18 protein-coding genes are annotated in these 22,313 nt (G+C 57.8%); 7 read left to right on the top strand and 11 right to left on the bottom strand.

The genetic code is table 11. The annotated features are described in order from the left end of the window. Nucleotides 1-152: 152 nt before the first annotated feature. The 3 genes from HDF08_RS08260 to HDF08_RS08250 all read left to right on the top strand — a co-directional run bounded on the left by HDF08_RS08260 (nt 153) and on the right by HDF08_RS08250 (nt 2,702). The gene (locus HDF08_RS08260; RefSeq protein ID WP_179638001.1) at nt 153-980 is read left to right on the top strand and encodes a cytochrome P450; all 828 of its coding nucleotides are present in this window, start codon (nt 153-155) and stop codon (nt 978-980) included. Between the two features lie 174 nt (nt 981-1,154). Then, nucleotides 1,155-1,874: an orotidine-5'-phosphate decarboxylase gene (gene pyrF / locus HDF08_RS08255; protein WP_179638000.1), complete on the top strand. Its 720-nt coding sequence runs from the start codon at nt 1,155-1,157 to the stop codon at nt 1,872-1,874. A 252-nt stretch (nt 1,875-2,126) separates the two neighbouring features. After that, nucleotides 2,127-2,702, top strand: coding sequence for a PEP-CTERM sorting domain-containing protein (locus HDF08_RS08250; RefSeq protein WP_179637999.1), 576 nt, complete (start codon nt 2,127-2,129; stop codon nt 2,700-2,702). A gap of 437 nt (nt 2,703-3,139) precedes the next feature. Here the strand turns inward: HDF08_RS08250 and HDF08_RS08245 are convergent, their stop codons facing one another. From HDF08_RS08245 to dnaE, 6 genes are all read right to left on the bottom strand, one after another. Beyond that, a complete protein-coding gene (locus HDF08_RS08245) occupies nt 3,140-4,048 on the bottom strand; it encodes a dimethylarginine dimethylaminohydrolase family protein (protein ID WP_257030919.1) in 909 nt (302 codons plus the stop codon). A 206-nt stretch (nt 4,049-4,254) separates the two neighbouring features. Continuing rightward, nucleotides 4,255-4,434, bottom strand: coding sequence for an Rcat domain-containing protein (locus tag HDF08_RS08240; protein ID WP_020713649.1), 180 nt, complete (start codon nt 4,432-4,434; stop codon nt 4,255-4,257). 200 nt (nt 4,435-4,634) lie between these two features. After that, entirely contained in the window at nt 4,635-5,759 is a 1,125-nt protein-coding gene (locus tag HDF08_RS08235) for a hypothetical protein (RefSeq protein ID WP_179637998.1), read from the bottom strand. Between the two features lie 136 nt (nt 5,760-5,895). Continuing rightward, entirely contained in the window at nt 5,896-6,930 is a 1,035-nt protein-coding gene (locus tag HDF08_RS08230) for a CPBP family intramembrane glutamic endopeptidase (protein ID WP_179637997.1), read from the bottom strand. Nucleotides 6,931-6,959: 29 nt separating this feature from the next. Then, nucleotides 6,960-7,817, bottom strand: a complete 858-nt coding sequence (locus HDF08_RS08225) for an acetyl-CoA carboxylase carboxyltransferase subunit alpha (protein WP_179637996.1) — start codon at nt 7,815-7,817, stop codon at nt 6,960-6,962. A 50-nt stretch (nt 7,818-7,867) separates the two neighbouring features. Continuing rightward, on the bottom strand, nt 7,868-11,416 hold the full coding sequence (gene dnaE / locus HDF08_RS08220; protein WP_179637995.1) for a DNA polymerase III subunit alpha: 3,549 nt from the start codon (nt 11,414-11,416) through the stop codon (nt 7,868-7,870). Nucleotides 11,417-11,489: 73 nt separating this feature from the next. On the opposite strand from dnaE, the gene HDF08_RS08215 reads away from it, so the two are divergent. Continuing rightward, entirely contained in the window at nt 11,490-11,864 is a 375-nt protein-coding gene (locus tag HDF08_RS08215; RefSeq protein WP_179637994.1) for a DUF3592 domain-containing protein, read from the top strand. 14 nt (nt 11,865-11,878) lie between these two features. On the opposite strand, the gene HDF08_RS08210 is transcribed toward HDF08_RS08215, so the two are convergent. Further along, complete coding sequence (locus tag HDF08_RS08210) at nt 11,879-12,916, bottom strand: M20/M25/M40 family metallo-hydrolase (RefSeq protein ID WP_179637993.1); 1,038 nt, start codon at nt 12,914-12,916, stop codon at nt 11,879-11,881. 62 nt (nt 12,917-12,978) lie between these two features. Here HDF08_RS08210 and HDF08_RS08205 point away from each other — a divergent pair, with 62 nt between their 5' ends. Further along, nucleotides 12,979-13,683: an alpha/beta hydrolase gene (locus tag HDF08_RS08205; protein WP_373563142.1), complete on the top strand. Its 705-nt coding sequence runs from the start codon at nt 12,979-12,981 to the stop codon at nt 13,681-13,683. A gap of 4 nt (nt 13,684-13,687) precedes the next feature. Here the strand turns inward: HDF08_RS08205 and HDF08_RS08200 are convergent, their stop codons facing one another. After that, nucleotides 13,688-14,620, bottom strand: coding sequence for an alpha/beta fold hydrolase (locus tag HDF08_RS08200; RefSeq protein ID WP_353068835.1), 933 nt, complete (start codon nt 14,618-14,620; stop codon nt 13,688-13,690). 337 nt (nt 14,621-14,957) lie between these two features. On the opposite strand from HDF08_RS08200, the gene HDF08_RS08195 reads away from it, so the two are divergent. Beyond that, nucleotides 14,958-17,966 carry a GAF domain-containing sensor histidine kinase gene (locus tag HDF08_RS08195; protein WP_179637992.1) on the top strand — a complete coding sequence of 1,003 codons (3,009 nt, stop codon included), beginning with the start codon at nt 14,958-14,960 and terminating at the stop codon, nt 17,964-17,966. Continuing rightward, complete coding sequence (locus HDF08_RS08190; RefSeq protein WP_179637991.1) at nt 17,959-19,404, top strand: sigma-54-dependent transcriptional regulator; 1,446 nt, start codon at nt 17,959-17,961, stop codon at nt 19,402-19,404. Before HDF08_RS08195 ends, HDF08_RS08190 begins: the two co-directional genes overlap by 8 nt. Here the strand turns inward: HDF08_RS08190 and HDF08_RS08185 are convergent. The 3 genes from HDF08_RS08185 to hpnA are packed head-to-tail and all read right to left on the bottom strand — an operon-like array spanning nt 19,401 to nt 22,244. Continuing rightward, on the bottom strand, nt 19,401-20,477 hold the full coding sequence (locus HDF08_RS08185; RefSeq protein ID WP_179637990.1) for a zinc-dependent dehydrogenase: 1,077 nt from the start codon (nt 20,475-20,477) through the stop codon (nt 19,401-19,403). The genes HDF08_RS08190 and HDF08_RS08185 overlap by 4 nt on opposite strands. Before the next feature lie 10 nt (nt 20,478-20,487). After that, nucleotides 20,488-21,237, bottom strand: coding sequence for a phosphorylase family protein (locus tag HDF08_RS08180; protein WP_179637989.1), 750 nt, complete (start codon nt 21,235-21,237; stop codon nt 20,488-20,490). Beyond that, entirely contained in the window at nt 21,234-22,244 is a 1,011-nt protein-coding gene (hpnA, locus tag HDF08_RS08175; protein WP_179637988.1) for a hopanoid-associated sugar epimerase, read from the bottom strand. The genes HDF08_RS08180 and hpnA overlap by 4 nt, the downstream gene beginning before the upstream one ends. Between the last annotated feature and the right edge of the window lie 69 nt (nt 22,245-22,313).

Genomic DNA, 22,313 nt, shown 5'->3' with positions numbered 1-22,313 from the left:
TTGAGCCTGCTTATTTCGATTCAAAGGCTGACTGTTGGATTCTGAGCCGTTACGCCGACGTCGTTGCAGCACTTTATTCTCCTGAGCTAACGTTGGTCGGCCCTTCGCGCAAGAAAGATGAGTTGATAGTCGATGAAGATGCGAGACTTCGCATGCGATTAGAGACACGCGACGCACTCTCGCCAAAAATGTTGCGCTCGGTGCGAAGACAGATGTTTGAAGATGCCAGAGCACAACTTGCAACTCTCCACTGGGACCAGCCTGTTGATCTAATCAGGGAGTACGCCGAGCCCGTCTGTCTTGCTCTTGCGCTCGAAGTGACGCAACCCTCCTGTAGTGACATAGACTCGCTCAGGCAGTTAGCCAGGCAGGTATCCGCCTCGTCCGCCGACCCCTTCGATCCTGAGATTCGATCAAGATCGAAGGCAGCCTCTGCCGTGCTGTGTCCTTACTTTGCCTCAGGTCCAATGCCTTTGCGTGAGTCTGGTTTTGTGGCACTCTCGCAGACTATGGTGCATCTGCTGGCAAATGTATGGTTCGGGCTCATCACTCATCCTGAAGAATGGAGTCGTCTTCATCGCCAGCCTGCTCTGATTGCGCGTGGCGTAGAGGAGTTGCTGCGCTTCGCCGGCTTAACGCGATTCGTCTATCGGCGCGCCCAGGCCGATACGGTGATCAACGGAATCTGCATTCGCCATGGAGAGCGGCTTACGTTGCGCATCTTCGCAGCCAACCGAGACCCTGAACGCTTTTCCAATCCAAACGCCGTCTCTGTAATGCGTCGCGGCCTGGGACAGGTCAGTCTTGGCGCTGGGCGGCATGCATGCGTCGGAGCACCTCTTATCCGTACCGCCGCTCTTGCCGCTACCTACGCACTCGTCGAGCGTCTTCCAGAGGTGCGCCTTCTCTCGCCCATAAACTGGCGCGGTGGCGACGGCTTCCGCTCGCCCTCGACTTTGCCTGTCGTCGCTTCCTTGTAAGAGATCGCAGCCATGGAAATACGGCCACCATCATCCTCATAAGGTGGTCTGGGTGGAGTAACTCGCGTCGCACGCGAACCGCTTTCTCTAAGATGGGCGTAGACGCTCGCAACTCCCGTACAAATCGTCACACTTCACTCCCATCCGGCAGCACAAAAAAGTTAAACTAACCTTATGCCCGACCCAAAAGCTCGCCTGGCAATAGCCCTCGATTATCCAGACGCCCAGCAAGCCCTCAAACTAGTCGACACTCTCGGCCACACCTGCCAATGGTTCAAAATCGGCATGGAGCTCTACTACGCAGCCGGCAACACCATCGTCCGCGAACTTCGAGACCGTGGCTTCGACGTCTTCCTCGACCTTAAGCTCCACGACATCCCCAACACCGTAGCCGGTGCCGTCCGCTCCGCCACACAAGCCGGAGCAGGGCTCCTCACCATTCACGCCAGCGGAGGATCTGCCATGATGGCCGCCGCAGCCGAAGCCGCCCGCGCCCCCGGCGGGCCCCGCCTCCTTGCCGTCACTGTCCTCACCAGCATGGACGCCGCTCAACTCACAGGCACAGGCATCACCGTCTCTCCCGCCGACCAGGTCCTCCGCCTCGCAAAGCTCGCCACCCAATCAGGCATAGACGGCTTCGTCTGCTCCGCCGAAGAGGTCGCCGCCGTCCGCGCAGCCACCGGCCCTGACACCCTCCTCGTCATCCCGGGAATCCGCCCCGCAGGCGCGGCCCTCGGCGACCAGAAACGCATCGCCACTCCAGCCCAGGCCATCGCCGCAGGCGCCTCCATGCTCGTCGTAGGCCGCCCCATCACCCAGGCCCCAGACCCCGCCGCCGCCGCCCGGGCCATCCTCGACGAGATAGCAAAAGCCGAAGCCCCACTCAAAAAATAATTCAACCTTAGCCACAACCGGGTGCCCCATATCTCGATTCTGAGATGTGGGCATTCGCGCCGCGCGCGAACCGCTTTCTCTACACGCCGCCTTCAGAATCTCGTCGCCGAATACACATTCATGCACTTTCATCGCATGATGTGGGCCTTCGAGCAAAGCTCGAACCGATTCCACCGCCTCACAAATTCACTTGACGCCCCCCAAACCAAGGCGCACCCTTATTTCACTTAAAACTCGAGAAGGGATCCACTCATGCGCAAAACTCTCTTCGTCCTTGCCCTCCTTGCCTCTGCCTTGTCCATCCCTCTAACCGCTCACGCCGACACCATGTACCAGACCACCTTCGACTTCCCCTCCCCTCCCGGAGTCCGCGGAGGCATCACCACCCTCGACTTCGCCTCCACCCCCTACTTCTTTTCTCACGCATGCCCCCCGCTCGATTGCCTCACCGTTTTGGCCACCAACCCCGCCGAATCCGGATTTTACTCCCTCATCGACTTCACCCAGATATCACCCACCGAGATGGTCGTCGGGTACGCCCCTTACTCCCTGTCCTTCCCTTACCCCCCTCCCGGGGCTTTCACCAATATCGTTATCTTTGGATCGCTTCTTCCCTTAGCCGGCCCAGCTGACGCTCCCACCGTTCTCACCGGAACCTTCGACGGCATGTTGGTACCCGACGCACCAATCCCAAACATCCCCGGCACCATCACCATCGAACCTCTCACCAACTCAACCGTTCCCGAACCCTCCTCCTTCGCCCTGATGGCAACTGGAATCCTCGGAGCAATCACCACACTCCGATACCGCAGATTCATAACAAGCTAAGGCCGGGTACAACCCAAACCTCTACCCCACCCTTAACGACTGGGTGCCCCATCCAACCGGGTGCCCCATCCTTCGCGCCTTTGCAAAGGGTGGGGTGCATTTTGTCAATCCATCATATATCCATTCCATCGGGTGCCCCATTCATGCAGCTTCATCGCATGAGTGGGCCTTCGAGCAAAGCTCGAACCTTCCCCACAGAGAATAATCCCAATCGAGGAACGATCTGGTCACGCCCACCGCTGGCATACCCCAAAAAACTTCAAAAAGTTGGCGTATTTTTAGCACCCAAAAGAGCGCTGCTAAAACACCACATCCACCACACAAAACACCACAACTTCACCACCAAAACACCACGCGAAAGAGGCGCTTTTCGGAAAAACCCCCGAAAAAACGCCTCTCCACCACGCCAAAAAAAACCATCCACAAAAATGGGAAAGCTAGACCGCCGAATCGATCCGAAGATCCCCCAAAGCCTGCACCGAATCACTCAGCCGCAAAGCCAGCGACTTGGCCGACCCGCCCCCACGCTGGAACTCGCCCAGAGGCATCTCGGTCACATCAAAACCACGCTCCATCAATCGTTTAGCTAGGTCCGTCTCCACCGCGCCCATCAAAACATCGCGCCCCACATTGATCACATTGCAGCCAAACTGAGTAGCCTCTAACTCGCTGACAACAATCCTCTTATCCGCTGCATAGGCAGCATGGATCTTCTCGAGCGAAGCCGCATCGAAGGCGCCCGGAAAGTACATCAGGTACCCTCCGCTAAGTGGCGCAAAACAAAGATCCAAATGATAAAACCGTGGGTCCACCAGATGCAGCGAAGTCACTCGCGTATGCCACGCATCCCCCAGATGTCGATGGCTATGCTGGCAAGTCCGAACCCCGTGTGCCGCCCACAGATGCCCGCCATTGGCGTCAAAGAGCGCATCCCCCTCACCCTCGAACGAAGTCTCACGCGGCGTCTCCCACAGCAGAAAACCCGCGTCCTGCAACCACTTTCGCAGATGCCCCTCTTCGGTCTGCCGCTGCGGATGAGCAAAACTCGACACCGCCGCCAGCCCATGCTGCACCACCGCCGCATGCGCCACAAACACCATATCCGGCGACCCCTCCCGGGCATGCAGCAAGCGAACATCCGCCACCCGCTGCAGCTGCCGGTACAGGTTCTTCCACTGCATAAACGCAGTATCCCGCGACGGTCGATGCAGATTCCCCGCCATCCACGGGTTGATCACGTAGTCCACGTCATAAAACTCAGGCGGGCACATCAGGAATGTAGGGCGAGTGAAGTGCGGAAGAGGCGCAAAAGCAGAAGAGGTCACTGCAGAGCTGCTGTTCATCATAAAACTGGGTTCCTACTTTCCAGCGTCGAGTCTGCCCGTCTCAACCAACGATCGTCAAGTCTCTCACGGTAAATTATCTGTACAACTTTGGTGCATAATCCTCAACGAAACCAAGTTCAATCCAAGCTACTCAAAAGAAAGGTCCGCACACAACAAAGAGCCCACGCAGGGCCCTTTGTCGGTTGCATCTTTGTTGAATCTTTCGCTTAGAGTTTTTCGAAGAAATCGCACGCTGAGCAGGAGATATACACTCCGCCAGGAGTACCGCGCTCGCGGTCCTTCACGCGCTTCACAATGCGAGTTGGTTTGGAGCACTTCGGACAATCCGTGCTCTTGTTAGTATCCATGACCTTCTTACGGTCGCCGGTCTTGGCAATCTTCGCCATAATGCTTGCTCTCCCTAATACGAACGTTACAAATATCTCGGCCCACGCATTGGATATCTCGATCGACTATGACCATCGCGGGCAAGCAGAATCTCATCATCCGGTGCTTCTCGTAAAGATTGTCCGGGACGAACCACGGCGGGAATCGGAGGAGAAGAACTGCGATTGAAGCTCTCCTACAAGTCTACACGACCAAAGCCCTAACGTGGCTGTTGAGCCAACGCAAGATTGTTCGAAGGAGGCTGTGCCGACGGTGCGGACGCTCCGCCCTTACTGTCCTTCTTGTCATCCGGAAATTGAACTTTACCATCGGTGCGGCCCGCGGACGCCGCCTCACCCGGCTTTAGCAACGTCGGCGGAGCATTCGTCTTCTCGGTTCCATCAGGGGCCTTGTCTCCCATCGCGACCTCACGCGCTGGCTCGCCTGAGTTATACCCAGCCATCTCATCCTTGTCATGAATCTCGATCGGTTTGCCCAGCGCCGCAATCTCCACGACCGTCACGCGGTCCCCTACAAACCGCACAAACCGAATCGTCTGCGGCACGTGACCATAGATCCACTCCTCGTATCGCCCACCACTCGGATCCCCGCTCGGCTGGTCCCGCATCTTGTTCTCTGGTGCGCCCAGCGCCGCCAGAACCATGCGATGGTTCATCCCCACCAGAACTTCATGCGCCGCAATCGCCTCCTTCAGCGCGGGAGGCAGAGTATCCGCATAAGCCTGCTCGGAGGTCTTCACCCCAAAATCGATCACTGGCTCCAGCAACGCCTTTACCTCCGGCGCGGAGATCTCCGGAACGTGCCCCTCAAAGATCAGCGTAATTCGCGAACCTGTGGCCCTATCCTGGTTCGTCTGCGCAACCGGCGCGTCGTTGATCTGGATATGACTTAGAAACCGATGCTTCAGATACGGACCGCCGTTGAGGTCCAGCACAATCCGATCAGGCTTGATCTCCAAAGACGTAATGATGACTCGGTCGCCCAGCGCCGCAGCCTCACCCTTCTGGTAGATCATCTTTCTATACTCCGCCCCACTGGGACTAATCGGTCCATTCGCTCGCAGCGTCACCCCCGCGCTCACCGGCAACGCACGATGAGCGAACCCCTGCTCTGCTTCAAGATTTCGAACCAACTCACGACGGCCTCGCTCCGTCATCGGCGTATCAGGCAATGAAACATGTGTAGGGGAGAAATCCGTAGAGATGTCAGCAGTCGCAGTACCTTCCCCAACCACAAAGACCTGACCATGAGCCGCCTTCAAAGACAGCGACGACAGTGCCAGACTACCCAGCAAAAGAGCCGACCTGTAGCGAAAAAGTGCCATGGAAGCACCTCAGATACACAACAGCTTGCGCCTTCTCTTCCCCTTTGACAAGAGCCGGTTCACGAATTTTGATCAGACCACAGAGAAGTAGCGTTAAAGTCCCAAATCAAAACAATAGCGCCTCAATCCGACCCGGCTAGAGCTTTGGTTCCTCGCCAACCGATCGTGATTGGGGAGTGGCCGGCAGAATCTGAACCAAGGATGGCACAGCGGCCGGTTTTGCCTCCTGCTCCATCGCCGCATGTGCCGGAGGTGGCGGAATCTCGATCGCATAGCCGCCCGCAACAATGGGTTTATGGGTGTAGTCCCATGCATAATCGCGAGTAATACGGACCAATACCGCCACTGCGATCAGCAAAACGAAAGCCGTAAAAACCGCTCCCTCGGGTCCGTAGTTCCCTCCCGTCAGCCACAGTGGACCAAAGGACCGCGTCTGCACCACGCTCGAGAAGTCACTGATTCCGCTGATTGGAAGGCCAAACAGGATGCCGATGCTGGCGTTCCAAGCAAAGTGAAGTCCCCACGGTAGCCACAATCCGTGGGTCCGCAGCCACGCCACCGACAGCAGCAGGCCAGCTAGCATCGTCACAAAAATGCTCGTCCACGTAGCCCCCGGATTCAGTGCATGTCCGAGCCCAAAGAAAAGAGACATACCAGTTGTCGCCGCTACTGGTCCCATCGCTTCAATCAAGCGCCGAAAGGGATAGCCGCGAAATGCTACCTCCTCGGCCAGAGCCGCGACCGCAAGAGTTACAAGATTCAAAAGCAGCAGCCAGATCGCCCGCGGCTGCAACCACAGCTGGACATCCAGCTTTCCCGTCAGAGTCATAGGAAGAACGGCCAGCACCACGCAACCCCAGCCAACTGCTGCACCAAGGGACCACTCCCTCCGTGAGGTCGGCCGCTTCGGGAGACCCATAACCTCCCGCATGGAAGACTGCCGATGGGCAATAGCCTGCAAGATCGAAAACCCGACCGCCAGCAAAAAGAGAAGAAAGAGCGCCGCAAGCAGATGTCTCTCCGCGTCAAGCCCAAATCGCTCCGAAAGGCCACGCGCCGAACGTCCCGCCAGAATATCGGAAGCCATAAACCAGGTCGCAGATGTTACGAAGAGCGCCAGCTGCAAGGTGCGCTCAGAGCGGCCTGAGTGTGTCGAATTGAGGGATTGCAACGCTGGCTGCTCCAGAAACGGTAGTTCCGCTAAACGGTGGTGTAAAACTGCGCGATATTACGAAACTTGGCGTAGCGCTGCTCAAGCAGGGTCTTGAGCGGCAGTGCCCGAAGCTCTGCGAGGTTGCCCCGCAGTCTTTCGTCGACCAATGTCATGGCCTCTTCCGGATTGTTCTGCGTCCCACCCCACGGCTCAGGCAATACCTCATCGACACAGCCAAGTAATTTGACGTCCACGGCGGTGTACTTCAACGCCGTCGCTGCCTGCTGCTTCTTGCTGGCATCCTTCCACATAATCGACGCGCATCCCTCAGGAGAGATCACCGAGTAGATCGCGTTTTCAAGCATCAACACACGATCGGATACTGCCAGGGCCAGTGCACCGCCGGATCCACCCTCGCCCGTAATCGTAGCGATGGTTGGCACCCGCAATCGGGACATCTCCAGCAGATTCCGTGCGATTGCCTCCCCCTGCCCGCGCTCCTCCGCCCCGATGCCAGGATTCGCTCCAGCTAGGTCGAGGAAGGTAAACACAGGCCTGCCAAACTTCTCAGCAATCTTCATCGCCCGCAGAGCCTTGCGATACCCTTCTGGATCGGGGCTGCCAAACTTCCGCGCCACCCGTTCCTTCAGCGTCCTCCCCTTCAGGTTCCCGATCACCATCACCGGTTCGCCGTGAAAGACCGCCATCCCACAACTCATCGCAGCATCGTCGCCAAAGGCGCGGTCGCCATGGATCTCGCTGAAGTCGGTAAACAATGCTGCAATGAAATCCATCGGGTAGGGGCGCTGGGGGTGCCGCGCCAGCTCCGTCTTAATCCACGCTTCGGGAGTCGGTGCGGATACTGCCTGGGAGTGCGCTGTTCTTCCGGTCTCGTGTTCTGCCATTGTCTAGGTGTGCTTCACTAACTTCTCTCTCGATTGTATGGCATTGGCGGCTAGTCGATGATGCGAACCCCTCCCCGGCCCACCAGCTCCTCCACCTGATCAATGAAAAGCCGATCCGCGGCGACTAGGCAGTTGTGTGGCTCGAGCACTGCGCAAAACTCACCCGGCTCTTCCAGATCGAGCAGAAGCTTTCCTTTGCCCGGAGCGCCAACCAGGATGGCATGCAGCTTCTCAAGCAGCGCAGCATCAGGATTATGCAGAGGAACCTTGATTCGCAACGAATCCGGCAGCTTGATCTTCACATCCTCCAGCGCCTGAATACTCGAAACCGCAAGCTTCGGCGCCGAATCCTCTTCGCCGCGCAACACCCCCCGAACCACCACGGGCACATCGATCTTCAACTTCTCGGCAAGCTTCTCGTATGACTGCGGAAACGCGATCAACTCGATCTTACCCACCGTATCCTCAAGCGAAGCCTGCGCATACATCTCCCCCGAGCGCTTCGACTTCGCGACCTTCAGGCCTGTAATCACGCCCGCGATAGAGATCTCATTCTGCGGCTCTTCACTTCGTCCTCGTCGAAATACCTGCGGCTCAGGCTTCATCTCGCAGGCCGTCGCTGTATCGACAACCTTCATGTTCCGAAGCTTCTCCCGGTACTTATCCATCGGATGCCCTGACACAAAGAATCCCAGCACCTCTTTTTCGTTCTGCAAACGAGTGTGCTCGTCCCACTCCGCGACACTGGGTAGTGCCTCCTCCCCATTGGTCGAAGAAGGAGAATGGATATCCGCATCGAAGATTCCAAACAGCCCATGCTGCCCAGCCGCCTCATCGCGCTGAGACTTCTGTGCCCGCTCCATCGCTTTATCAAGAGCAGCGCACAACGCCGCCCGGCCGCCAAACACATCCATTGCGCCCGCTTTGATAAGCGACTCCAGCACACGTTTATTCAGCAGTCGCAGATCGACCTTCTCGCAGAACTCCCACAGGCTGGAGAAACCCTTCTTCCCCGCTGCCTGCAACGCCGTCCGGGCCGCGATGATCGACTCAATCGCATTGTGCCCAACATTTTTGATCGCAGCCAACCCAAATCCGATCGCAGCCCCACCGGGTGTTTCGATCGGCGTAAAGTTCGCATCCGAAACCTGCACATTCGGCGGCACCACCGAGATATTCATCTCGCGGCACTCAGAGATGTACTTCACCACGTTCTCCGGCTTCGACGTTTCGCTCGTGAGCAGAGCCGCCATAAACTCCACCGGATAATGCGTCTTCAACCACGCCGTGTGATAGGCCAGCAGCGCATACGCAGCCGAATGTGACTTATTGAAGCCATATCCGGCAAACTGCGCCATCAGGTCAAAGATCTTCCCTGCCGTATCCTTCGGATGTTTATTCGCCGCCGCGCCACTCATGAAGCGATCGCGCTGCTTCGCCATCTCCGCGGGATCCTTCTTCCCCATCGCCCGCCGCAGCAGGTCCGAATCGCCCAGTGAGTAGCCCGCCAGCACGTTTGAGATCTGCATCACCTGCTCCTGGTACACAATGACCCCCAGCGTCTCGCGAAGAATCATCTCCAGTTCAGGCAGCTCATAACTCACCGCCCGCCGTCCCCACTTGCGCTCGATGAAGTCGTCGATCATGCCACCCTGAATCGGCCCCGGACGATACAGCGCGTTCAAAGCAGTCAGGTCCTCAACCGTGTTCGGCTTATATCGCCGCAACACATCTCGCATCCCGCCCGACTCAAACTGAAACACACCCGAGGTCAGCGCCCGGTGATACACCTGCTCATACGTCTTCGCATCATCCAGCGGAACCATCGCCATATCGACATCCGTACCCGTCGTCGACTTGATCAGCTTCAACGCATCATCAATCACCGTCAGCGTCGTCAGTCCGAGGAAGTCCATCTTCAGAAGCCCCATCTTCTCGACAGCCTTCATGTCATATGCTGTGACGATATCGTCGTTCTTCGCACGCGTCACCGGAACCAACTCCGTCAGCGGCTTCGGCGCAATCACGACACCCGCCGCATGCACGCCCGCGCCGCGAACAAGTCCCTCCAGCCGCAGCGCCGCATCGATCAACTCCTTAATCTTCGGATCGCCCTCATACGCCCCTGCCAACGAAGGCGAATCCTTCAAAGCCTGATCGATCGTGATCCCAATCGTAGTCGGAATCATCTTCGCGATCCGGTCGACCTCGCCATACGGCATATCCAGCGCACGTCCCACGTCCTTGATCGCAGCCTTGGCCGCCATCGTGTTGAACGTAATAATCTGCGCAACCTGATCCCGCCCATACTTTCGGTTGACGTACTCAATCACCTCACCACGCCGGTTCATGCAGAAGTCGATATCGATATCCGGCATCGACACGCGCTCCGGATTCAGAAAACGCTCAAACAACAGTTCATTCTGCAGCGGATCGATATCCGTAATCTGCATCACGTAAGCCACCAATGAACCCGCAGCCGATCCACGCCCCGGTCCCACTGGAATCCTTTGCTCGCGCGCATACTTGATAAAGTCCCAGACAATCATGAAATAACCAGGAAACTTCATCTGTTTGATGATGTTCAGCTCGCGGTCCAGCCGCTCGTGATACTCAGGAATCGTTTTTTTCAACAATCCCCGGGAACGCAGATGGGCAACAGCCGTTTCGAGGCGCATCTCCAGGCCCTTGCGGCACACCTGCTCAAAGTAGGTATCAAGCGTCTCTCCCTCAGGCACGTTGAAATCCGGAAACGGATTGTCCACCTTCAACATCTTTACGTTGCATCGTTCAATAAACTGCATTGTCCGTGTGCAGACCTCGGGATTCTGCGAGAAAGTCCGCAGCATCTCCTCCGCGCTCTTGATGTAAAACTCCTGCGTATCGAACTTGAATCGCTTCGGGTCGTTCATGCTGCCGGCCGTCTGCACGCAGAGTAGAATCTCATGCGCTCGCGAATCATCCGAAGCGACATAGTGGCTATCATTGGTCGCGATCAGAGGAATATCAAGCTCGCGCTCCATCTTGAACAACGCATCGCAGACGCCCTTATCCGGCGCCAGTCCATGGTCCTGAATCTCGAGAAAATAGTTGCCTTTACCGAAAAGATCCTGATAAAAGCCAGCAATACGCTTCGCCTCCTCGTACTTGTCCTCCATCAAAAACTGATTCACCTCACCCGCAAGACAGCCCGAGAATCCAATCAAGCCCTCCGAATGTTTCGCAAGAAAATCCTTCGACACGCGCGGCTTTCGATAGAACCCATGCAGCGCCGCCTCGCTCGTCAGCCGAACCAGATTGCGATAGCCCTCCTGATTCTCTGCCAGCACCAACAGGTGGTTATACTTATCTCCCTCCGGCGCGGCACGATGATCGTCGTTCTTGCAGATGTAAAGTTCGCACCCGAGAATCGGCTTGATTCCCTTCTTCTGCATCGCTTCGAAAAAGTGCACCGCGCCATAGATATTTCCGTGGTCGGTCATCGCAGCCGCTGTCTGGCCAATCTTGCTCAAATGCCCGGCAAGTTTATCTACGTCGCAGGCGCCATCGAGGAGTGAGTAGTCAGTATGAAGATGAAGGTGAGTAAACTCTGCTGCCATCTCTATAGTTTAGAGCCGTCCCACCCATAGGAAAACGCGTCCCAAATTGCCGTATTAGAATCGTTACCCAAGTATGGTCGGCATCTTTTTCATCGACGCAATCAGCCGCAGGCTCCGGCGCAAAAATCGCGAGAAGAAACTTTGCCTCGCCGCTCAATGGCCTGTCGCCAAGGCCGAAATCAACCACTGGCAAGTCCTCTCCGCCGACGAAGACGTGGTCTCACCTGGGGTCACCTACCAGATCGAAGCCGGTTTCCACTTCAAGATCAACGGGGAATACTATGGCGGCTATCTTCGCAGCGTAGCTCTCACTCATCATGAAGCCGAGTCGAAGTCGACCGGCAGCCCCTCGGTAAACATCCGCTACAACCCCGCCAATCCAGACGAGACGGCCGTACTCGCCGAAGACAACCTGGGAAGTCTACCCTTCCGCATCCTCTCCGGCTGACATAGGAGGACACGCTACGACCGAACCAACTCCTCCGCCAACCGCACATAGAGATCGACACAGTCCAACAGTTCTTTCTTTGCGATCTTTTCATTTGGCGTATGTGCTACATGAATCGACCCGGGCCCCAACAGGAACGGCTCACCCCAGGCCGTCAGCTTCGGAATATCCGTCGTAAACTTTGCAATCATCGTCGGCAGCTGCCCAACCTTCCGCATCCTGACAAATGGTAGATCGAGGCTGAACTCAACATCCGCCCTGTCGCCGACGGCCGCAACGATCGATCTCCTCACTTCCTCCGAAGGCCCCACCAGGCGAACCAGAATATGTGCCTCTGCCTTATCCGCGATTACATTCGGAGCTCGCCCCCCTTCAATCAATCCGATGTTCAACGTCGAAGGGCCGATCTCCGGCTCAACCGGCAACGGCATCGCCAGAACATCATGCAGCGCTTCTATCAACTTATCGATAGCCGACTCCCCCAGCTCAGGATAGGCAGAGTGCGCCATGCGGCCCTTCGCCCTCAGTTCAACCCGCAACGCGCCCTTCGATGCCAGCGCCAGCCGGTTATCCGTCGGCTCTCCATTGATCAAAAACCGCGAACCCTTCGGAGATAAGTTGGCGACAGCAGCGCCCGCCGAATCCCGCTCCTCCCCCACCACAAAAAGCAATCCAACCTTCACTCCGCCATCGCGCAGCCGATCCGCCGCCGCAACCTGTGCCGCAACAATTCCCTTTGCATCGCAGGTTCCCCTGCCATACAAAAACTCGTCGTCCTCCGTGCAGCCAAAGAAGGGAGGAACCGTATCCATGTGGGTCGAAAGCACCACATCCGGCGCGACCCCAGGCATGGCGGCGTACACATTGAACCGCTCCCCACTGCCTGCTCCCGGGGTACTGGCACGGTCCGGCTGCTCAACCGCCGTTCGCTCCACCTCGTAATGCTGCGCCCCCAGATAATCATAAAGAAACGCACCGGCAAGACCCTCGTGATACGTAGTGGACTCAATATTTACTAGCTGTTTCGTCAGTTCGATAGGGTCAATCGCCATGCCCTCCAGCATACGGTATCCCCTATAAAGAGCGGACAACGAACACACCCGATAAACTGAAAATGATGACGCAAACTTCCAGCTCCCAGACCCCTAGCTCACAGATCCGTTCCATCGACGATCTCCACGGCCCCACCGGTCGCCTCGAAGCCCTTCTCAACACAGGTCGCGACGATGCCTCGTATGCTGCGCTCGTCTGCCATCCGCACCCCTCGGGAGGCGGAACCATGCACAACAAAGTGGTCTATCACGCCATGAAGGCCTTCTTATCCTTCGGCCTTCCCGTCCTTCGCTTCAACTTCCGTGGCGTAGGCCTCAGTGAAGGCGCTCACGATCACGGGCTCGGAGAACAGGACGACGTCCTCGCAGCTCTCGACTGGTTACAACACAATCTCGACCGTCCCATCCTCTTCGCCGGCTTCTCCTTCGGCTCGAACGTCGGGCTGCGAGCCTGCTGTGGTGATCCCCGCGTGAAGGGTCTCGTCGGCCTCGGCGTTCCCGTCCACGCAGAGGGCCGCGACTACACCTATAAGTTTCTGCCTAATTGCACCCAACCCAAGCTCTTTATCAGCGGCGACCACGACCAATACGGCCCACGCGACATTCTCGAAGGCGTCTTTGAAAGAGCGCCTGAACCAAAGCGCCTGGTCTGGATCTCAGACGCCGACCACTTTTTTCAGGGAACCACCGCGTCGCCCAACCCGAAGCTCGATCTGATGCAGGCCGAGATTCGCCTCTGGTTGCAGAGCGTATTCAGCTTAAGTTAGCGAACTAAGCCGCGCCTCGTTCAGCCACCTGGTTGGCAAACGCGGCAGACTCCGCATGCCGGCTCACCGTCACACGCGCTTCAGAAGGCAACGGTTTCTGTAACCACTCCCGCATCGCCGTATTGCAGATCTCCGGCATCTCCTCAAACGCGATGTGTCCGACGCCTGGAAGCACCATCAAACTCGATTGAGGCAGAATCCGCTGCAGCTCCCGCCCCGAGTTCAGGCCCACCGCCCTGTCGCGATCGCCCCAGATCAGCAGCATTGGCTTCGCCACCAACCGCTCCAGCACAGATCGCAGCAATCCCATATCTACAAACCAGCGCTGCACAATCTGCAACACGTGGTCCATGGTTCCGGGAACGTGTAGCCCTTCGATATACCCCTCAAGCGCCCCGGCTGAAACCCGGGAGGGATCCCCATACATGCGGCTAAGTGCTGTCGCCTTCAATCTCCTCGGGAAAGAAGGAATCTGTCGTGCGAACCAGATCCCAAATCGTGTCTGATAAAACCGGATCAACTGGTGTCCCAGGTCGCAGAACGGATTTGCCGGCGCGAACAGGATCAACCGGCGCACACGATCGGAGTGCCGTGCGGCAAACATCATAGCCACGGCCCCACCATGGGAATGAGCTGCTATATCGGCCTCGTCCAGACCAAGCGCGTCCATGTAAGCTGCCAGCCGGTCCGCCGTCGCTTCCAGTCCGGCATCAAGTCCAGGCACGCGCTCCGACTCGCCCATATTGAACAGGTCGATCGCGTACACGTCAGAGTCCTGCGCAAGAAAACTAATGTTTCTCCGCCAATTTTTGGCCGATCCTACCAGGCCGTGCAGAAGCAGCAGTGGTCTGCCCGAACCGGCGCGTTGATAGTGGACCTTCACCCCGTCCACCACAACAAACCCCTCACCAATTTGACTAATCTCTCTTCGTGTCACTTTCCGGCAGCCTCATTTTGCTCAAGGAAGGTCATTCCAAAGCAACCTTCAAATATTACAGGAGTATTAATTGTTTCCTATGGATTATTTTAGCTAAATCCAATATCACCTCAGAGATGTTTCAAATCCGATAATTGGCTCCTCCAATTACATAGATGCGTAGGATGTGAACAATTTCTTCATCGGCAGCGTAAGATTTGAAATAACTTCGAGTATTACGGAGTAGGTTATGATTTTCTGTAGACTTCAAGATGGCAAGTGACCTCCTGCTGGTGCATTGAACGTTATATCGTTTGGTCCTTAATGTGCTCACGTTGTTCTAAGCCGCCAGATTTTCATGAAAAACGCCTCCCAAACTCGCATTCTGGCTATCGTACTTGCAGTGGCGACTGTCGCCGCCTGCGTCCTTGCAGCCATGAACTTCGATCGGGAGAGCGGTTTCGACGTCCCCACTGACGGCATCTGGTGGGTCGAGGCAGCCACCGGCCTCCGGGCTGAGCGCGTTCCAGCGATATCCCCAGGCCATCGCGCCGGCATACGTACCGGCGACATTCTCGTCAGTGTCGACGACCAACCCACCCCCCGCGTCGCATCACTCACCCGCGAGATGTTTCGCAGCGGCATCTGGGCCCATGCCACCTACTCCATCCTCCGCCCGGTTCCGCAATCCATTGACCTCCACGGGGCGACCAAGCTCGACATTCAGGTCATTCTCGAGCCCAAAGACCGCACCATCAATCAAGGACTTCGCTTCATCGCGCTGGTCTATCTCTGCATCGGCATCTACGTCCTGTTCCGGCGCTGGACCGCTCCAAAGTCTGTCCACTTCTACGTCTTCTGTCTCGCCTCGTTTGTCCTCTACAGCTTCCGATCTACCGGCGAACCCGGCACCTTTGACTGGTTTATCTACTGGGGCAACATGGCCGCGCAGGCGCTCCAGCCAGCCCTCTTCCTTCACTTCGCAGTCAGCTTCTCCGACAACTTCGCCTCCGACCAACGCAACCGTCTGCGCCGACGCATCGGCTGTGCGCTGCTCTATCTCCCAGGAATATTTCTCATCGGTCTGCAGTACACGGCCATACGCTTCTGGTCCGCGACCGAGGTCCTTCTCCACCGCCTCGACCAGATCGCCCTTGGCTACCTGGCCCTCTACTACGTCATCGCCGCCATCGTCTTCCGCCTCCGTTATCGCTGGGCCGAGTCCGCACTCGAACGCCAACAACTCAAGTGGCTCACCCGTGGCACCCTCATCGCGGTCACGCCGTTTACCCTGCTCTACGTCATCCCCTACCTAGCTGACTGGTCGGTCAACAGCCAGATCGCCAAGATCGCCGGTCTCTCTCTCGTCGTCCTTCCCCTCACCTTCAGCTGGGCCATCGTCCGCTACCGGCTCATGGACGTCGACCTCATCTTCAAACGCGGCGTCACCTACACCCTGGCCACCGCATCGCTCGTCGGCCTTTACTTCGGCATCATCGCCCTCACCGGCGAGATCGTCCACACCCGGCTCTCCAGCCTCGGCGTCTGGGGCCTTCTCGCCGCCATCATCATCGCCGGGATCGTCTTCGATCCGCTTAAGCGCATGATTCAGGCGCGAGTCGATCGCGTCTTCGATCAAAAGCGCTTCGACTACCGCGAAACCCTCGTCGAATTTGGCCGCGGCATCAACGCCCAAACCGATCTTCGTGCCCTGCTGGACTCCATCGTCGAGCGCCTTCCCCAGACTCTCCTCGTCACTCGCGTCGCCGTCTTTCTCGCCTCGGAGAGCGAGGGCATCTACACCCCGCGACACTTCGATCTAGCCGCCTCCCACGGCCTCACCAACCTCCACACCGCCGAACTCCGCAGCCTCGATGTTCGCTTCCTGGACTTCGACCGCCCCGGAGCCAATAACCACATCTTCCTCGAAAACCCCCAGCAGATCCTCCGCCTCCCCGAAGCCCAGCGCCAGAGCGCAGGCCGCCTCGACCTCAACTACTACCTTCCCTGCCGCGTCGCCAATCGCGAAGGCGGTGGAACCCGCACCGTCGCGGTCATCGGTCTCGGCCGCACCGACGACGGAGACTTCCTCTCCAGCGAAGACATGGAGCTGCTCGAATCCCTCGCCGGCTACATCGGCATCGCCATTCAAAACGCGCAACTCTACCGCCGCCTCGAACAGAAGATCACCGAGTTCGAAAGCCTCAAGGAGTTCCACGAGAACATCGTCGAGTCCATCAACATCGGCGTCTTCGCCGTCGACCTCGACGACCGCATCGAAAGCTGGAACACCCAGATGGAGGGCATGTACTCGAAGTCGCGCAGTGAAGTCCTCCGCCAGCCCCTCTCGGCCATCCTGCCGCCGGACTTCGTAGCCCGTTTCAACAGCGTGCGCGAGGAACACGGCACCCACACCCTCTACAAGTTCCGCCTCGTCCTACCCGACGGAAAGGTCCGCATCGCTAACATCGCCATCGCCCCACTGGTCACGCGTAACTTCGTCGCCGTAGGCCGCATCATTCTCGTCGACGACATCACCGACCGCATTCAGCTCGAAGCCCAGCTCACCCAGGCTGAAAAGCTCTCCTCCATCGGCCTGCTCGCCGCCGGCGTCGCCCACGAGGTCAACACTCCCCTCGCCGTCATCTCCAGTTACACCCAGATGCTCACCAAGCACATGCGCGACGATGAGCGCCTCGCCCCCGTGCTCGAAAAGATCACGCAGCAGACCTTCCGCGCCTCCGAGATCGTCAACGGCCTGCTCAACTTCTCCCGCACCAGCGGCGCCGAGTTCGCCCCCCTCAACCTCAACGAGCTTCTCCGCGACACCGTCACTCTGCTCGAGCATCAGTTCAAAACCGCGCAGATCCGCGTCGAAACCAACTTCGATCCACACCTCGCCCGCATTCACGGCAACCAGGGCAAGCTGCAACAGGTCGTTCTCAACCTCATGTTGAACGCGAAGGACGCGATGTTTGGAACCGCCAACGCGACGCTCAAGATCGCAACCTTCAACGGCGCTGGCCGCGTCATCGTCCGCATTCAGGACTCCGGCAACGGTATCGAAAAAGAGCACCTCCACCGCATCTACGATCCCTTCTTCACCACCAAGACCAAGCCCCAGGAGGGCGAACACAAGGGCACCGGCCTCGGCCTCGCCGTCAGTTACGGCATCATGCAGGAGCACGCCGGAAAGATCCACGTTGAGAGCGAGATCGGCGTCGGCACCGCCTTCCAGTTGGAGTTCCCCACCTCAGCCGCTCGCCCTCCCGTCATCGCGGATGGACCTCCGAAGGCCGAAGCAGTAAAGGCCGAAGCGGTGAAGACCGAAGCAGTAACGATCGACAGGAAGGCGATGCATGTCTGAGATCACCGAGCTCGCCGCCGAAACCCTCCATCTCCAACGCACCGCCCGAGTCGTCGGCGATCCCCGCATCCTCATCATCGATGACGAAGCAGCCATCCGCGAGTCGCTCGACACCCTGCTCACCCTCGAAGGCTTCACCGTCAGTGCCGCAAGCGATGGCCCCTCCGGCCTCGAGCTGCTCTCACGCAACGAGTACGACCTGCTCCTCCTCGACCTCGCCCTGCCTGGTGAAAGCGGATTGGATCTCCTCCCCCGTATCGTCGAGATGCAGCCCAACCTTCCCGTCATCATGATCACGGCCTACGGCACGGTCGGCAACGTCGTCGACGCAATCCGCGCCGGAGCAGAAAACTTCGTCCAGAAGCCGTGGGACAACGAGAAGCTGCTTGCCGACATCCGCGCCGCCGTCGCTCGCCATCGTGCCGAAGAAGAGGTCGTTCAACTCAAGCGCACCCTCAAGCAGCGCTACAACTTTGAAAACATCGTCGGCAAGAGTGAGCCGATGCTCCGCCTCTTCGACCTCATCGCACAAGTCGCCCCCAGCCGCTCGACCGTTCTCATCCAGGGTGAAAGCGGCACCGGCAAAGAACTCATAGCCAAGGCCATCCACGCCAACTCCCCTCGCAAGGATCGTCCTTTCGTGCCGGTCAACACCGGTGCCGTGCCATCCGAGCTGCTTGAATCCACTCTCTTCGGCCACGTCAAAGGCGCCTTCACCTCTGCCGTCACAGCTAAAAAAGGTCTCTTCGAAGTCGCTAACGGCGGTACGCTCTTCCTCGACGAGATCGGCACCATGGGTATGGACATGCAAGCCAAGATCCTCCGTGTCCTTCAAGACCGCCGCTTCATGCATCTCGGCGGCGTACAGGAGATTCAAGTCGACGTTCGCATCATCGCCGCCACCAACGTCAACCTTCAGGACGCCGTCCGCGCAGGACGCTTCCGCGAAGACCTCTTCTACCGCCTCAACGTCATCAGCCTGGAACTCCCGCCGCTTCGTTCCCGCCGCGAAGACATCCCTCTGCTCGCATCACACTTCCTCAAATTTTACGCAGAAGAGAATGGTACGGAGACGCGCTCCCTCTCCCCTGAGGCGATGCGCATCATCATGGACTACGAGTGGCCCGGCAACGTTCGCGAACTTGAGAACGCCATGGAGCGCGGTGTCGTCCTCTCCACCTCCCGCAGCATCAATCCAGACCTGCTGCCCACTCAACTCACCGGAAGCACCTACTCGGCCAGCCTGCTCGACCACCAGCCAAATGCCAGTCTCTTCGACCTGATGGAAGAGATCGAGCGTCGCATCATCTCCGACCGCCTCGAACGTTGCCACTGGAACCAGACCGAAGCCGCCGAATACTTCAAGATTCCGCTCTCGACTCTCAACCAGAAGATCAAGCGCCTTAACGTAGAAGTCAAGAAACGAACCCGCGACTAGCCTCCAGGCTGAATCACAATCTTCATCGAGTCAGCCTGGGGATGCGACGCCAGATCGATCGCCGCCACCGCATCCTCCAGCGAAAACCGGTGCGAGATCAGGTTGGTCAAATCGAACCCGCTACGGTAGCCGTCGAACACCATCCGCGTCACCTCATCCTGTATCGCGACCGACGCACTGTAAGACCCCATCAACGTCTTCTCGTCCATACACACAGCCGCAGGATCGAACGGTGCCTCCCCATGCTGCGTCGAAGCAAACAGCACCACTCGTCCGCCCGGCCGAATCGCCTCCATGGCAACCTTGATCAACGCATCGCTGCCAACCGCCAGCAGAGCGATATCTGCACCGCGTCCTTCGGTAGCCTTCTTCGCCGCTGCAACCACATTTTCACGAGCATCAACAGGATGATCAAGCCCGAACTTCGCTGCCACGGCGTGCCGCTCTTTATACAGATCACTGGTCAGAACATTAGCTCCCGTCCGCCGTGCTAGCGCAGCCAGCAAAATCCCAATCGGTCCTTGGCCAATCACCAGCACTGTCTCATCCGCCTTCAAATCGAGCAACTGAATCGCCTTATAGCAGGTGTTCACCGGCTCCAGAAACGCCGCCTGCTCAAACGGAATATTGTCGGGAATCTTCACCAACCCACGCCGCACAATCCAGTCCATCACGCGAATGTACTCGGCAAAGCCGCCGCCAGAGGGCGCAAAACCCGCCGTACATCCAACCCTCTTATAAACCTCACACTGCGCAAACGTCTGTTTGCGACAGTAATAGCACTCGCCACAAGGAATGTGATGGTAAGCCATCACCCGATCGTCGACAGCGAACCTCTCAACCCCGGCGCCCACTCGCACAATCGTCCCCGCCATCTCGTGCCCAAAGACACGCGGCGCATCATGCGAACCGCTATGAATCTTCTTCAAATCCGTCCCACAGATTCCGCAGGTATGGATCTTGACTAACACCTCCCCGTCACCAATCTCAGGTACCGCGATCGTCTCAATCCGAACATCATCTACACCGCGATAGACCGCAGCACGCATCGTCTCAGGAATAATGTGTGACATCAACCGATCCTTATCTCTGCTTCTCAGTGTAGTCGCCGCTCGATCTGCGCACCGAACCACTCTCATCCAACCATTCATAGAGCGCCTCTGCCAAATTCTTAGCCGCGGCAGAACTATGTCTTCCCAACTTCATCAAAGCCGACCACGATCCAGGCCGCATCGCAACATGCGCCAAAAACGCAGGCATCTTTAACCGCCCATTCTCTGCGACAAACGGATTCAAGTCTGGCAACCGCGCATTGGCATCATCCGATACGGCCTTAAAGCAATAGAACGGAATGCCTTTTCTCAAAGCAGTCCGGGCAATCGTCGCTGCTTCCATATCCACAAGCCCCGCTCCGTAGCTTGCAGCTAACCGCTTCTTCTCGCGCTCATCAGCTACTTGCGTCGTAGTTGCCAACACTGGCCAAGATGGCTGAAAATCCGTCGGCCGAAACCGTTCTCCGGTCTTTGTATCGATAACTAAAGAGACGCCTGAAACGGATTCCGCCGCAGTAGCTCCATTCAGAGCACCCGCCCATCCCACCGAGCAAACAGCGTCAACCGCAGCAACCTTCTCCGCTTCAGCAAAGGCCACAGCAGCCCTCACTTCCCCCATGCCCGCGCACGCGGCAATCCAGCACCCATTCGCATGGCGGTACTCCCACACCGAACATCCTTTACCCGAATCTCTCCGCTTCCAACTCCCTGCACCTCGACCGCGAACCAGCGGCTTCAGTTCCCCTTCAAGCGCAGCAATAATCGCGATGTTTCCCTTCATGCCGCCTGTCCATCCAGTGGCGGCGCATATCCATGGGCGACGAACCACTCAATCGCCGCTCGCAACGCACTATAAACAGGCAGCACCTGAAATCCCAGATCCCGCTCTGCCTTCGCCGAAGAGGCAAACATCATCTTCTTTCCCATTCGAACAGCCTCGACGGTCGCACGAGGCTCCTTGCCCCTCAACTTGCCAGCAACGTTTTCATCAAAGAAGGCAAAGGCCATCGCCACCGCATGCGGCACCTTCATCGTCGGAGAAGGAAGCCCCGTAATCGCCGACATACGATCCAGAATCTGCTTCAGCGTAAGGTTCTCTCCACCAAGGATGTATCGCTCCCCAGGAGTTCCACGCTCGAGCGCGACGACATGCATCCGCGCCACCTCGACCACATCCACCAGGTTCAGCCCGGTATCCACATATGCAGGAAAATTTCTATTCAGGAAGTCGACAATGATCCTCCCCGTCGGCGTTGGCTTCGAATCGCCAGGGCCAATCGGCGTTGTAGGATTCAGGATCATCACATGCTGACCGGCCTTCGCCGCTTTGATAGCCTCAAGTTCGCCAAGAAACTTGGACCGCTTGTAGTGGCCGATCATCTCCTGCAACGAGACCGGCGACTCTTCATCCACGATCGTCCCATCTTTCTTGAAGCCCATCGTCGCCACGCTTGACGTATAAACCACACGCTCGACCCCAGCCTGGCAAGCGAGCCTCAGCAGCTCCCGCGTGCCAGTCACATTGGCTGCGTACATCTGGTCCGGGTCACGCACCCACAGACGATAATCCGCGGCAACATGAACCAGAGCATCGCAACCCACCAAAGCCGAGCGGAGCTTCTCAGGCTCGCGAAGGTCTCCGGTCACCATCTCGGCATCAAGGTCAGCAAGAGAGTCCAACCGGCTCGTCTGCCGAGTCAGCAGCCGAAGGCTGGCGCCCTCTGCCGCATAACTTCTGGCCACATGGCTTCCAACGAAGCCCGTCGCTCCCGTAATAAATACGCGCACTCTCGCTCTTTCCAGCCAAACTGGCAGGTAACCCTGGAACATCAACCTGCTACCCGGCAAACTCTACGC

The sequence above is a fragment of the Tunturiibacter empetritectus genome (assembly GCF_013410875.1).
Classification (GTDB): Bacteria; Acidobacteriota; Terriglobia; order Terriglobales; family Acidobacteriaceae; genus Edaphobacter; species Edaphobacter empetritectus.
Note: the sequence above shows the minus strand (reverse complement) of the source record. Positions and strands in the feature narration are given on the sequence as shown.